The organism is Marinococcus halophilus, from assembly GCF_900166605.1.
GTDB classification, from domain to species: Bacteria; Bacillota; Bacilli; order Bacillales; family Marinococcaceae; genus Marinococcus; species Marinococcus halophilus.
In genome coordinates this window covers 227,151-240,072 of record NZ_FVZD01000006.1, presented here as the reverse complement: position 1 = coordinate 240,072, position 12,922 = coordinate 227,151, and the positions used below count along the sequence as shown (strand labels likewise).

The window sequence follows — 12,922 nt, the reverse complement described above, 5'->3', positions numbered from 1 at the left end:
CCAGCGTCCGGCTAGTTATCCGGACGTTTTTCTTTCCCACGGCGAGGTTAAGCTTCTGGCAGTTTGTGGTATACAGCTGTAGTACCCTCTATTGTGAAAGGAGTCCTCTTTAATGACTAAAACAGCCCTGGTGGTAGGAGCTACCGGTATTATAGGCAGCAGCATTCTAAAACATATTGCATCTCTGGAGGATTGGGAGGCTGTGGGCATTTCTCGGCACCAGCCGGAAGACACCCACGGAGCTGATTATTACGTAGAGGCAGACCTCTTAAACGAGGAAGAAATCACTAAAGCCCTCCATGACGTGCCCGCAGTCACGCATATCTTTTATGCCGCCTATCAGGATTATGATCCCCTTTCCAAGGAACAAATTACGGTTAATACTACCATGCTTCAAAGCGCTGTTCAGGCTGTGGAAGCGACGTCCAGCCAGCTCCAGCGCGTGGTGTTGATGCAGGGGGCTAAAGTGTACGGAGCCCATATCAGCGCCTTTAAAACACCGGCACGGGAAAGCGATCCGCGCCATATGCCACCAAACTTTTATTACAACCAGGAGGATTACCTTCGTAACCACCAGGCGGGGAAAAACTGGTCTTGGACCATTTTGCGCCCTGATGTCGTGTGCGGCTATTCGGTAGGCACTCCGATGAATTTGAGCATGGTCATTGCTGTCTATGCCTCTATCTCTAAAGAACTCGGCCTTCCACTTCGTTTCCCGGGAAAAGAAGTAACCTACCGGTCGCTCGCCCAGGTTACCGATGCCGGCCTGCTCGCCCGCTGTTCGGTCTGGGCTGCCCTGCATGAGCCATGTGCATTTGAAACGTTCAATATTACTAACGGAGATTTCTTTCGCTGGGAGCACATGTGGCCGGTTATCGCCGAGGAATTCCAAATGGACACCGGGCCGGTGCAGACGATCACACTTTCTGATTTTATGCCGCTGCAGAAGGGGCTCTGGGAGGAAATGCAGGAAAAATACAGCCTCCAGGCTATCCCTTTCGATAAATTAGCTGCCTGGCCGTTCGGTGACTTTATTTTTAATGTAGAATACGATGTGATGTCTGACACTAATAAGGTAAAACAGTTTGGTTTTACTGAAGTGGTAAACAGTGATGACATGTTTCGGCAGCTGCTTCGCGAATTTCAGGAACAGCGGTTGATTCCAAAATTCTCAGGCTGATTCCGCACACATCCGAAACACCCATTCAGCTTCTGCCGGATGGGTGTTTTGTTATTTTCCAATATGCTTGTGTACAAATGCCCGCATGTAGTGCATCGCTTCCTGGCCGTCCTCTTCAAGCGGAAACTGGTTGATAAACCCGTGAATTGTCCCATCCACCTGATGATGATGAACGTCTGCATTTGCTTCTTTCATCTGTCTTGCCAGCTCCTCGCCTTCATCATGCAGTACATCATATTCCGCTGTAATAATAAGGGTCGGAGGATTTTCCCGTTTATCCGTATCCCGCATCGGCACAGCCAGTGGATCCCTGCGTTCATCCCATGAAGACAAATAATGCGCCCAGAAGTCACCTACGTTTTTAGCCGTCAGTCCATAGCCTTCACTAAAACGATGATAGGATACGTAGGCGGGGTCTTCGTCCCGGTTATAAAAATCAGCAACAGGGTACAAAAGCATCTGCCCCTCAAGGTATGTCTGTTCCTTTCGAAGCAGAGTAGAAGCTGCGTATACAATATTTGCGCCGGCGCTGTCCCCGCATAGATAAAACCGGTCCTCTGTGTTTGCCCAGTCCCGGTATTCAGAAAGCACCCAGCGCACAGCATCCAGGCAATCGTATACCCCGGATGGAAACGGATATTTCGGGGCAAGCCGGTAATCCACTGCTACAACGTATGCCTCCAGTTCATTGGCCAGCACCCGGCAGAAAGCATCGTGGGTTTCAAGGCTGCCAACGGCAAACCCGCCTCCGTGAAAGAAAATCACGGTGGGAAGCGGCTCTTCGGATATAGGCTTATATCGTCGAACAGTTAACGTGCGTCCATCTAAATCGATATCTTTATCCAACACTTCAGCTACTGCCGGGCGAGCTGAAGGCTCCGGCGCCATTTCGTTTCTTCGTCTCCGCTCATCGACTACTTCCTCCACCGTTTCCACTTCGAAGGATATATTTTGGTTTAGGTATTCCTTTACATGGTCTCGAAGTTCCATTGTTCCTTCCCCCTTCTATCTATTAATCCATACCCTCAATTTTGCCCGGTTACCCTTCATTCCACTCTGACCTGCTTCGTATACATTGACGTTAACTCTCTGAAGTTATATAGTTACGCTAACATAACGACTATGGCTAAAGTAGGGGTAAACATATGGAATCTATCATTCAAGTGCACAAACTGCGAAAATCGTTTAAAGATATGGAAGCGGTCAAAGGCATTCATTTTGACGTCGCCCAGGGAGAAATATTCGGCTTTCTCGGCCCGAACGGGGCAGGAAAAAGCACAACTATCAACATGATCTGCACGATGCTCGCGCCCACTTCCGGAAGCGTTACCATTAACGGCTATGATGCGTTTAAGCAGAAAGCAAAAGTCCGGGAGAGCATTGGTATCATTTTTCAGGAAAATACGCTCGATGAAAAATTAAGCGCCCTTGAAAACTTGAAGCTTCACTGCCGATTTTACCGGGTCCCTAAACATAAACGAACGGAGCGCATTCAAGAGGTTCTTGAAATCGTAGACTTAACCGACAACCAAAAGAAAAAAGTGGAAGAATTCTCCGGCGGGATGAAACGAAGGCTTGAAATCGCCCGGGGGCTCCTTCACTATCCGAAGGTACTGTTTCTGGATGAACCGACAGTCGGCCTTGATCCTCAGACCCGCGCGCATATTTGGGAATATATTCTCCGTCTGAAGGAAAAAGAAAATATAACCATTTTTCTAACTACGCATTACCTGGACGAGGCGGAAATCAGCCACCGCATTGCCATTATGGATAAAGGCAGCATTATTGCCCTCGATACACCCAAACGGCTGAAGCAGCAGGTTGGCGGGGACGTGATTGAACTCGGCACCGAGGATAATAATGCAGTAGCCACGCAGCTGCAGCATGATATGCCGGAGGCAGAAATACAGGAGGAAGCAGGTGTTCTGCGCATTAAGGTACCAAGCAGCGACCAGTTTATTTCTACGTTTCTGCAACAGATCCGCATACCTATTACGAGCCTCAACATACGCCGGCCGACGCTTAATGACGTGTTTTTATCCTATACAGGACGCAATATTAAAGCCGGCCCCGCTTAAGAAAGGAGAACACACATATGGAAGGTATTTTTGCTATCTGGCAGCGGGATTTAATGAAATTCATCCGGGACCGCGCCCGGCTTCTCGGCTCATTTGCGATGCCTATTTTATTTTTAATTATTTTTGGCGGCGGGTTCAGCGGCACGATGGAAAACCTGGTAATGAATCAAACCTCTGAAATCGAGAATTTTAATTATCTTACTTTCATTTTCCCGGGCATTGTAGCCATGACCCTTTTAATGACTTCAATTTTTTCATCCTTGTCAGTCATCCAGGACAAAGAATTCGGCTATATGAAAGAAATCCTCGTTTCGCCGGTGTCCCGGGTGAATATTGCGATCGGCAAAATGCTCGGGGCCTCCACAGTTGCTTTTATGCAGGGAGTACTGATGTTTATCCTTATTCCGGTCCTCGGCGTAACCTACGAATGGAGCAACGTCCTGGCCGTGCTGCCGATTATGTTTCTGCTTTCGTGCACCCTTGCTTCCCTTGGCCTGCTAATAGCAAGCCTGCTTCGGTCGACACAGGGATTCCAGCTGATTGTGCAGGTTCTCGTGTTCCCCATGGTCTTTCTTTCAGGAGCTCTGTTTCCAGTAACAAACATGCCAGCCTGGATGGATATCCTTGTTAAAGTTAATCCTGTCACCTACGGCGTAGACGCTATGAAAAAAGTAATGACCGGCGCCGGAGACCTGCCCGTCGCTGCCCAGAACGCGCTCGGGCTCAACCTGCAGCTGTTCGGGCGTACAGTGACGGTGGCAGAGGAGCTGCTGTTTTTAATTATTTTTACTTCCATTTTGATCGCCCTTGCCACCGTGAGCTTCCGAAGAGCCAACGCCTAAGCAACGGGTCACGTTTTTTCCATAAATTCTGTGACCAGCCGCTCCACAATATCCGGCTGCTCATGAACGACCCAATGCGTCGCATCAGACACAAAAATCAATTCTCCATCGCGGCAGTATCCAAGGCTCGTCCGGGCGGAAGCCTTCGACAGAAAGGCGTCCCCAACACCCCAGATGATCCGTACCGGCGGAGTCACATAGCTTGATTCCACAATATCCTTCGGCCCTTTTCTCATTCCTCTGTACCAATTAATCATGGTCGTGACCGCATTCGGCTGAGACCATGCTTCTTTGTATCTTTCTACATCTTCTTCAGTAAACGTTCCAGGTTTGCTTGTTTTTACGAGACCATTGGCAAACTCTTCAAAGTCATTATAGGCAAGCAGTTTTTCCGGAAGTCCGGGAAGCTGAAAAAACAGCATGTATGAGCTTCTTAGAAGCTGGGTCGGATCTTTTTTCATGCTTGCCGGCATAGCCGGCAGATGCGGAATATTAATGGCAACAAATTTTTCCACGTATTCAGGCCTCGAAGCTGCCGTGTACCACCCTACTGCTCCGCCCCAGTCATGACCAATGATTACTGCTTTTTCCCGTCCCATCGCTTTGATCAGCTCCGTTACATCATTACGCAGTTCATCCAGAGCGTATGCTTCAATCTCAGGCGGCTTGCTGCTTTGATTGTAGCCGCGCTGGTCCGGAGCCGCCACCCGGTAGCCCCGCGCTGCAAGCGGGCCGATCAAATGCCTCCACTCGTACCAAAATTCCGGAAAACCGTGTAACAGTATGACCAGTGGCCCGTTCTCCGGACCAGCCAATGCGGTGTGTAAAGAAATTCCGTTGACTGTTATCGTTTCAAAGCTGATATCCTGCATATCTGGTGCCTCCTAGTTATTTTTCCTGAATGAAATTTCTAATGGACTGTGTGACAAGCTCCGGCTGCTCATGATGCACCCAATGCGTCGCTTCTTCAATAAAAATTCCGTCTCCGTCGCTGCAGTATTTCAGACTTTCCTTAGCGGCTGCCCTGCCTAAAAACCAGTCATGCATCCCCCAGATCATGCGTACAGGCACATTGATTGTTTCCGTGCTCATCGCTTCCGCCGGCCCGAATGGGATGGCCCGAAACCAATTGAACATAGCCGTTACGCTGCCGGGCTGTGACCAGGCAAACCGGTACTGCTCCAGCTCTGACTTTGTAAACGTGCCTGGGCAGCTCGTTACAGACAGATGGGCCTTTAATGCGGCGTACTGGAACATCGCAGCCGCTTTATCCGGAAGGCCGGGGAGCTGAAAAGCCGCCATATAATATCCTTTTATTATGTCCATAGGATGCATGAGCATCGTCTTTGGCATGGCGGTTAAGTGCGGCATATTCACCGGGATAAACAAAGAAACGTATTCCGGCCGCGTAAGTGCCAGATACCAGCCTATAGCCCCGCCCCAGTCATGGCCGGCAACTACAGCCTTCTCTCTTTTAAAGTGAAAAATCAGCCCGGTGATATCATCCCGGAGAGCATCCATGGAATAAGATGCTTTTTCAGGAGGCTTCGAGCTCAGATGATACCCCCGTTGGTCAGGCGCTACTACAAAATAGCCTTCCTCCGCAAGGGCATGCATCTGCTTCTCCCAGGCACGCCAAAATTCCGGAAAGCCATGCAGGAGTATGACCATCTCCCCTTCCTTTGGTCCTGCGGTGGCCACATGAAGGCGGAGGCCATTCACGTGCACATATTTAAATGATAGTTCTGCCATCGAAAACCTCCTTGGTTCTGTTAGTTTCTTTTACCCGGAAATGGCCTGCTTCAATGATGAATTTCCACAGCAGCTAAAAATAACAGCACCTATCCATGTGGATAGGTGCCGTTTCTTTTACATTTGTGCTGTCGGACGAACGACGATTTCATTAACCGATACTTCCGCCGGTTCTTCAATCGCGTAACGGATCGTGCGGGCAATACTTTCTGAAGAAATTGCGTTTTGATACAGCTCATCCACGCGTTCTTTCACCTGATCGTCCGATATAGTCTCGGTAAGCTCCGATTCAACAGCCCCCGGCGATATAATCGTTGATCGAATGTTGTTTTCCGGTGACTCTTCTTTGCGGAGCCCTTCCGAGATCGCGCGCACCGCATATTTCGTTCCGCTGTAGACAGCGCCGCCCGGAGATACCTGATGGCCTGCCACCGAGGAAACATTAATAATGTGCCCTTCTTTTCTTTCCCTCATGTAGGGGAGAACGGAACCAATACCATAAAGCACGCCTTTAATGTTCACATCGATCATCTGGTTCCAGTCTTCGAACTGCCGGTTCCGCAGCATCGAGAGCGGCATCAATCCGGCATTGTTTACTATAACGTCAATTTGGCCGTACGTTTCATTGGCAAACTGGGCGAGTTCGTCCATCTGCTCCTGGGAGGTGACATCCACTACTTTATAGGCAGCCGTACCGCCGACCTGTTCAATGTCTTTTTGAAGCTGCTGCAGACGCTCCTCCCGGCGGGCGGCCAGCACTACTTTAGCCCCTTTGCCAGCTAATTCTTTAGCTGCTGCTTCACCAATACCACTTGAAGCACCAGTCAGTATAACTACTTTTCCTTCAACTTCTGCCATGTTATATCCTCCAATGCTGTTCTGAATTGATTACGTACTCTCTATACCCGCCGCACTATAATCATAACCTTTGCTGCTCATCAAAAAAGAGCCCCCTGCTCCGGGAGCTCTTTCAATTCAATTATTCTGCATGCCAGCGGACTAATAACGCAGACTGCGCCAGACCGCCGCCAAATCCGTAAATAAGCACGAGGTCGCCGTTGCTTAAACGGCCGTCCTTCTGCGCTTCCCGGAGAGATAACGGAATTGTAGCGGATGATGTGTTGCCGTAATATTCGAGACTCGTCAGCGTTTTTTCCACTGGAATGCCGGTACGCTCGCAGATCGATTCGATCATTCTCATGTTCGCACTGTGCGGGGCAAACCAATCGATGTCCTCAATTGCCACTCCTGCATCATCCAAAAGCTTGTCGATCCCCTGAGGAACTGTTTTGACTGCCCATTTGTAAACTTCCCGGCCGTTTTGCACAACATAGCCGTCTGAATCCACTTCCTGTCCGCCAATTTGGTTGGACAGATCGGTGCAGTAAAGGTATTCACCCTTTTTCCCGTCTGAATCCGTGAGAGCGGCCAGAAAAGATGGATTGCTTTCGTCTGCTTCTACTAGAGCTGCGCCTGCGCCGTCCCCGAACAAAATACATGTCGCCCGGTCTGTATAATCCGTAATTTTAGAGAGCGTTTCAGCGCCGATCACAAGCACTTTACGATGAAGACCGGAACTGATCATGCCGTCTGCCACGTGCAGCCCGTAGGAAAAGCCGGCGCAAGCAGCGTTTAAATCAAAAGCTCCAGCCCCGGAAATACCAAGGCTGGCCTGCACCAAAGAGGCGACGCTTGGTGTTTTGTGGTCGGGCGTCAGCGTGCACACAATGATAAGGTCCACGTCTTCAAGCGTTTTTCCACTTACCTGCTGCAGCTCCTCCGCTGCTTTTACGCAGATCGTGCTGGTGAATTCGTCATCTGCTGTAATCCGTCGTTCTTTAATGCCGGTACGGGACGTAATCCACTCGTCGTTTGTTTCCACCATTTTTTCTAAATCATCATTTGTCAGCCGCTTCTCCGGAACAAAGGACCCTAATGCTGTAATTGAAGCTTTTGATTGTACCATCGGTATGTAACCCCCGTTTTATGTATAATTATCGCTATTGCGCTTTGGTTTTTGTTTAATCTCATACTTATTTATATTATCACAAAATAAAGGGTTATGCTTCCTTTGCTTTACGCATATCAAAAGTACCGGAGCAGGCAAAAACCCTTCCCGGGCCGGGAAGGGCTGTTAAGTTATTTTTTCATATCTGCCTGCTCGTGTTTTTGAATCAGATCTGCCGTCAGTTGGCCGGACAGTGTAACCATTGGCACACCACCGCCAGGATGCGTGGAACCGCCGGCAAAATAAAGGTTATCGTATATTCGGCTTTTTGCCGGCACTTTAAATCCTCCGTTTACTTTCTGGTCGGAGGCCACTCCGTAAATCGAGCCTCCGTTGGCGCCGTAAAGTTCCTCAAGTCCTTCCGGAGTAAAACGGTACTCAAACTCGATTGACTCCCGCAGGCCCTCCATTCCGTTTCTCTCTAATTTATCCAGAATCGTCTCCTGGTATTTATCCCAGTCAAAAGATTTTTTCTGTTTAGTATCCATTGGCGGCACGTGTGTCAGTACGAATAAATTGTCTTTACCTGCCGGCGCCTGGGCTTCGTCCGACCGGGCCGAGATACCAATATACACGGTCGGGTCGTCGGCTGGAACCTTTTCCTCGAATACCTGCTTAAACTCAAGCTCAGGATCCTCAGAGAAAAAGAAGTTATGGTGATGAAGCCCCTCGAATTTTTTATTCACCCCAAGCAGCAGCACGACGCCCGAAACTGTCGGAATAAACGTTTTATTTAGTTTCTTGGCTTCTTTTTTCGCCTTCGTTTCCGAAGGGGCAATCGTATTGTAGGCCGGGATGGCCTCAAGGTTCGATACGATAACATCTGCCTGGTGCGTTTCCCCACTCTCTGTTTCCACTCCGGTCACCCGGTCGTTTTCTACGAGCAGACGGCTGACGGGGCTGTTCAGATGAACGTCGACCCGAAGCTCCTCCATCAGCCGCTGCATGCCCTCGGCAATTTTGTACATGCCGCCCTTCACGTAATGAATACCGAGCCCGAGCTGTACATAGACGAGCTGGTTTAAAATGGCCGGGGCGGCGTACGGATTGGATCCAACGTACATAATGAAAAAGTTGAACATCTGCTCGAGGTATTTATTGGCAAACTGCTTATGGGTCGCCTTCGCCACTGTGTTCAACGGATCCATCTTCATTAAATCGCCTAACGTATGGTGGCTTTTTAAGTCTTTTAGGTCTTCGATGCTGTATTTATAAAAGCTTTTCATGCACAGTTCATACATTTCTTCTGTATAGGATAAAAACTCCGTAATTTTACGGCTCGGCTGATCCGTAACTTTCGCCGCTTCTTCAATCATGCCGGGCAGATCGCTCGTCACGTTCAGCGAGGTTCCGTCCTCGAAAAATGTTTTCCACTGCGGTTCCACCCGTTCTACCTGTATGTAATCATCAAGGTAGCGGTTTGCGCTGTGAAACAGCTGTTCAAGCACCCATGGCATCGTCAGAATAGATGGGCCGGTGTCGAAGGTGAACCCTTTCCCGCTGCGGCGGTTCAATTTTCCGCCAAGATTTTCATTTTTCTCCAGTAACGTTACCTCATATCCATCCGTCTGCAGCCGGATCGCTGCGGACATGCCTCCAAGGCCTCCGCCAATGACAATTGCTTTTTTCTTCAAATAGCACACCTCCGTGAATTAGTACAAAAATGGGATTAGCCGGTTTCTTCGCTGGCACCATATACGATACGTTTCTCCGTGTGTCTGGCGCAGCATTTCTTCTTCAATACGGATACGGTAAAGAAGTGCCGGCACCATAACTCCTGTACTTATGACTGCTGCTCCGGGGCTATTCATGAATAAGCAAAAGCCAAGTACAATAAAAAGTAAAGCGGTATAAAGCGGATGGCACAAACGACGGTACGGTCCGCTGCTTACGAGGCGGTCGCCGTTCCGGACAGACACGTCCCTGCTGAACTGGTCCCGCAGATGAAGAATCCCCCAATACCGCAAGCCAATACCGGCTCCGTACAGACAAAGACCGGCGATCTGAAGCCGGGCTGAAGAGAGGCTGAGGAAACCGGTCTCGCCAAATACCACTGCGGTTCCCATCGACAGAATGACAGCTGCCAGTATCCAGCGGAACGAGCGGCTCTCCATACGCTCCGGTTCCTTCGAGGGAGCTTTCTGCCTGAATAAAAAAAATTCAGCGATCCAGAAGAAGGTAACCACCACAAATATTGTATCAATCAACACCATGGTTTTACCTTCTCCCTTCATGCCTCATTTCTTTTTACACTCGTTACCAATTCCCCTATCTATGCTGCCGCTAAACCAAAAGCCCTCCCTGTTTTTTATTATCTTTTACGCCTCCACCGCTTTTTTAGCCACCGGCTTTGCTTTCATTAAAAGATCCACAATATGCACCGTATCAATTTCTTCTTCGAGGTCTTCCCGCTGTACGCCCAATTTCATTTGGAGCATACAGCCCGGGTTGGTCGTAACAATACCTTCCGGGCACTGCCGCTTAACGTCTTCCATTTTCACATCCAGAATATCCATGGCATCTTCATACTGTGTAATATTGTAAATACCTGCTGAACCACAGCAGAAGTCGGGCCGGTCAAGCTCTTTAAGCGTCACTCCGGGCACAGAGCGAATCAGCTGAAGCGGCGGTTCTTTTACCTTCTGTACATTTGTCATATGACAGGAAGGCTGATACGTATAAGTTTCTTCCACCCTTTCGGTAAACTCCAGGCCGTCAAGCTCCACCAGTATTTCGGTGATATCTCTGACTTTACCAGAGAAAGCTCTCGCCCGCGGCTCCCACTCCGGATCTCCGGCAAACAGCTCTCCATATTTATGCAACTGGGCCCCGCATCCTCCAGCATTGTTCACAATGTAGTCCACCGGCTTCTCTTCAAATGCCTGTATATTTTTCTTGGCGAGTGTTATGGCTTCAGGCTCTTTGCCGGCATGAGCATGCAGCGCCCCGCAGCAGGTCTGCGTTTTTGGCAGCTGCACCTCTGCTCCGGAAAGCCGGAGCAGCTCCATCGTTTTTTCATTTTGTTTAAAAAATACGCTGTCCATCACACAGCCAGTAAAGAAAGCAACTACCACTTTCGGCGGACTATCCGGATGCAGGCGATTTTTTCTCGCATGCCTCTCTTTCGGCGAAGGTGCCGGGGGCAGCACCTGTTCAAACTTATCGAGATGAAGCGGTGCCGCAGACATTAATTTCAGCCCCCGTGCTGCTTTTTGCAGACCGCTCACCTGGTACAGCCAAGTCGCGTTTCCAAGCTGGTCCATCCATCCTGTAGAAGGAAAAAATGAATGAAATAAAAAACGCTCGGTTTTTTGCTGTATGAACGTTTTTTCTTCATACTCATCAATCACATGCTTGGCACTTTCAAACAGCTGCCCATATTGCACATCAGTCGGGCAAACGGTTGTACATGCCATACACCCGAGGCATTTGTCGATTGGCTGCTTTAAATCCTCCACGGCTGCTTTTCCTTCTGCAACCATTTTGATTAAATTAATACGGCCGCGCGGGGAATGAGTCTCGCGCTCCATTGTTTCATAAGTCGGACACACAGGAAGACAGTAGCCGCACTGCACACAGTCAAAGGTCAAATCGTAGCGGAGCATGTCTTTTAATGTATCAGCCATCACGCAGCACCAGCTTCTGCCCTTTTTCTGCGAAGATTTTCCCCGGGTTCATAATGTTGTTTGGGTCCCACGCTTCCTTAATCCGCTTGAGCATCGCTACTCCCACCTCTCCCATTTCCTGTTCCATAAAAGGAGCTTTCATCGTACCGATACCGTGTTCTCCGGACAGCGTACCACCCAGATCCAGGGCTGCACGGAAAATTTCCGCCACCGCCTTTTCGGCACGTATCATCTCTTCTTCATCGCGCTGGTCGCACATAATATCCGGATGGAGGTTGCCATCACCAATATGGCCAAACACGACGAGCTCCACCTGATATTTTTCTTTGATCTGCTTCAGGCGCTCCATCATTTCTGGAATCCGGCTTCTTGGCACTGTAGCGTCTTCCGAAATCTTCGTCGGCTTGATCGTAGCAATTGCCGGCGAAACAAGCTTTCTGGCGCTCCAGAGCTTCTGGGCTTCTTCCTCGCTTCCGGCTGTAATAACCGGATCCGCCTCCAGGGATTCCAGAATTTTTTTCACTTGCTCCGCTTCTAATTTAACAGTCTCCGGATGGCCATCGAATTCAATTAAAAGAAGCGCTTCCGATGCCGTGGGGAGACCCGACGGCCGGTACCGCTCCACCGCTTCGATACAGGCACGGTCCATGAATTCCATTTTTGCCGGCAGAACTCCTGAGGTGAGTGTCTTTGAAATAGCCTTACCGGCTGTCGCCATATCTGTGAACGCGGCCATCATTGTTTGTTTAGCTGGAGGCTTCGGAACCAGCTTGAGCGTAGCTTTTGTAATCACGCCAAGCGTCCCTTCAGAGCCAACAAGCAGCTTTGTCAAATCGTAACCGGTTACATTTTTAATCGTACGTCCGCCAGTATGCATAACTTCACCCTCAGGTGTGACAATCTCAAGGCCTATCACAAAATCCTTCGTCACGCCGTACTTCAACCCCCTCGGGCCACCGGAATTTTCAGCCAGATTTCCACCGATCGTCGACACGTGGGCGCTGCTTGGATCCGGCGGATACATTAAGCCGGCATCTTCGGCCGCAGCATGAATATCAGCCGTCAGTACACTCGGCGTCACGACCGCGATCAAGTCATCGGCAAAAACATTAATCTCCCCCGGCCACTGGGCCATATCCAAAAGTATTCCCCCGTGGACCGGCAACGGCCCTCCACTCAGGCAGGTTCCCTGTCCTCTCGGCGTCACGGCGAGGGTGAACCGGTTGGCGATTTTCATAATTGCCTGTACTTCCTCTGTCGTTTTTGGCTGCACTACCACTTCGGGCAAGTGCTCGCCAAAAGAAGCATCAAAGCTGTAGCTATACCGGTCGGCAATCTCTGTAAATACCCGTTTGTCACTTAAAAGAGCGCGCAATTGTTCTTCCCATTCGTGCAATAAAAGCAGCTCCTTTCTCTCTTCCTATTGCAACTTAACA

General features: G+C 49.6%; 12 protein-coding genes. 3 read left to right on the top strand and 9 right to left on the bottom strand.

Annotation, left to right across the window (positions count from 1 at the left end; genetic code table 11):
* Positions 1-112 precede the first annotated feature (112 nt).
* Positions 113-1,180 (top strand): SDR family oxidoreductase, encoded by a 1,068-nt coding sequence (locus B5066_RS07325; protein WP_079475293.1) that lies wholly within the window; start codon positions 113-115, stop codon positions 1,178-1,180.
* Between the two features lie 51 nt (positions 1,181-1,231).
* Here the strand turns inward: B5066_RS07325 and B5066_RS07320 are convergent, their stop codons facing one another.
* On the bottom strand, positions 1,232-2,170 hold the full coding sequence (locus B5066_RS07320; RefSeq protein WP_079475292.1) for an alpha/beta hydrolase: 939 nt from the start codon (positions 2,168-2,170) through the stop codon (positions 1,232-1,234).
* Between the two features lie 155 nt (positions 2,171-2,325).
* On the opposite strand from B5066_RS07320, the gene B5066_RS07315 reads away from it, so the two are divergent.
* Both B5066_RS07315 and B5066_RS07310 read left to right on the top strand, forming a co-directional pair.
* Positions 2,326-3,258, top strand: coding sequence for an ATP-binding cassette domain-containing protein (locus B5066_RS07315; RefSeq protein ID WP_079475291.1), 933 nt, complete (start codon positions 2,326-2,328; stop codon positions 3,256-3,258).
* Between the two features lie 17 nt (positions 3,259-3,275).
* Positions 3,276-4,100 carry an ABC transporter permease gene (locus tag B5066_RS07310; RefSeq protein ID WP_079475290.1) on the top strand — a complete coding sequence of 275 codons (825 nt, stop codon included), beginning with the start codon at positions 3,276-3,278 and terminating at the stop codon, positions 4,098-4,100.
* An 8-nt stretch (positions 4,101-4,108) separates the two neighbouring features.
* On the opposite strand, the gene B5066_RS07305 is transcribed toward B5066_RS07310, so the two are convergent.
* The 8 genes from B5066_RS07305 to B5066_RS07270 all read right to left on the bottom strand — a co-directional run bounded on the left by B5066_RS07305 (position 4,109) and on the right by B5066_RS07270 (position 12,882).
* The gene (locus B5066_RS07305; RefSeq protein ID WP_079475289.1) at positions 4,109-4,972 is read right to left on the bottom strand and encodes an alpha/beta fold hydrolase; all 864 of its coding nucleotides are present in this window, start codon (positions 4,970-4,972) and stop codon (positions 4,109-4,111) included.
* A 16-nt stretch (positions 4,973-4,988) separates the two neighbouring features.
* A complete protein-coding gene (locus B5066_RS07300) occupies positions 4,989-5,852 on the bottom strand; it encodes an alpha/beta fold hydrolase (protein ID WP_079475288.1) in 864 nt (287 codons plus the stop codon).
* Positions 5,853-5,969: 117 nt separating this feature from the next.
* Positions 5,970-6,710 (bottom strand): SDR family oxidoreductase, encoded by a 741-nt coding sequence (locus tag B5066_RS07295; RefSeq protein WP_079475287.1) that lies wholly within the window; start codon positions 6,708-6,710, stop codon positions 5,970-5,972.
* Positions 6,711-6,831: 121 nt separating this feature from the next.
* On the bottom strand, positions 6,832-7,818 hold the full coding sequence (locus tag B5066_RS07290; RefSeq protein WP_079475286.1) for a ketoacyl-ACP synthase III: 987 nt from the start codon (positions 7,816-7,818) through the stop codon (positions 6,832-6,834).
* 173 nt (positions 7,819-7,991) lie between these two features.
* Positions 7,992-9,494, bottom strand: coding sequence for a phytoene desaturase family protein (locus B5066_RS07285; protein ID WP_079475285.1), 1,503 nt, complete (start codon positions 9,492-9,494; stop codon positions 7,992-7,994).
* 18 nt (positions 9,495-9,512) lie between these two features.
* Positions 9,513-10,073 carry a methyltransferase family protein gene (locus B5066_RS07280; protein WP_079475284.1) on the bottom strand — a complete coding sequence of 187 codons (561 nt, stop codon included), beginning with the start codon at positions 10,071-10,073 and terminating at the stop codon, positions 9,513-9,515.
* A 105-nt stretch (positions 10,074-10,178) separates the two neighbouring features.
* A complete protein-coding gene (locus tag B5066_RS07275) occupies positions 10,179-11,486 on the bottom strand; it encodes a (Fe-S)-binding protein (RefSeq protein WP_079475283.1) in 1,308 nt (435 codons plus the stop codon).
* The gene (locus B5066_RS07270; RefSeq protein WP_079475282.1) at positions 11,479-12,882 is read right to left on the bottom strand and encodes an FAD-binding oxidoreductase; all 1,404 of its coding nucleotides are present in this window, start codon (positions 12,880-12,882) and stop codon (positions 11,479-11,481) included. The genes B5066_RS07275 and B5066_RS07270 overlap by 8 nt, the downstream gene beginning before the upstream one ends.
* Positions 12,883-12,922 lie beyond the last annotated feature (40 nt).

Bases quoted from the DNA above. Each gene is read 5' to 3' on its own strand.
- B5066_RS07325 (WP_079475293.1), top strand. From the start codon at position 113: ATGACTAAAACAGCCCTGGTGGTAGGAGCTACCGGTATTATAGGCAGC.
- B5066_RS07320 (WP_079475292.1), bottom strand. From the start codon at position 2,170: ATGGAACTTCGAGACCATGTAAAGGAATACCTAAACCAAAATATATCC.
- B5066_RS07315 (WP_079475291.1), top strand. From the start codon at position 2,326: ATGGAATCTATCATTCAAGTGCACAAACTGCGAAAATCGTTTAAAGAT.
- B5066_RS07310 (WP_079475290.1), top strand. From the start codon at position 3,276: ATGGAAGGTATTTTTGCTATCTGGCAGCGGGATTTAATGAAATTCATC.
- B5066_RS07305 (WP_079475289.1), bottom strand. From the start codon at position 4,972: ATGCAGGATATCAGCTTTGAAACGATAACAGTCAACGGAATTTCTTTA.
- B5066_RS07300 (WP_079475288.1), bottom strand. From the start codon at position 5,852: ATGGCAGAACTATCATTTAAATATGTGCACGTGAATGGCCTCCGCCTT.
- B5066_RS07295 (WP_079475287.1), bottom strand. From the start codon at position 6,710: ATGGCAGAAGTTGAAGGAAAAGTAGTTATACTGACTGGTGCTTCAAGT.
- B5066_RS07290 (WP_079475286.1), bottom strand. From the start codon at position 7,818: ATGGTACAATCAAAAGCTTCAATTACAGCATTAGGGTCCTTTGTTCCG.
- B5066_RS07280 (WP_079475284.1), bottom strand. From the start codon at position 10,073: ATGGTGTTGATTGATACAATATTTGTGGTGGTTACCTTCTTCTGGATC.
- B5066_RS07275 (WP_079475283.1), bottom strand. From the start codon at position 11,486: ATGGCTGATACATTAAAAGACATGCTCCGCTACGATTTGACCTTTGAC.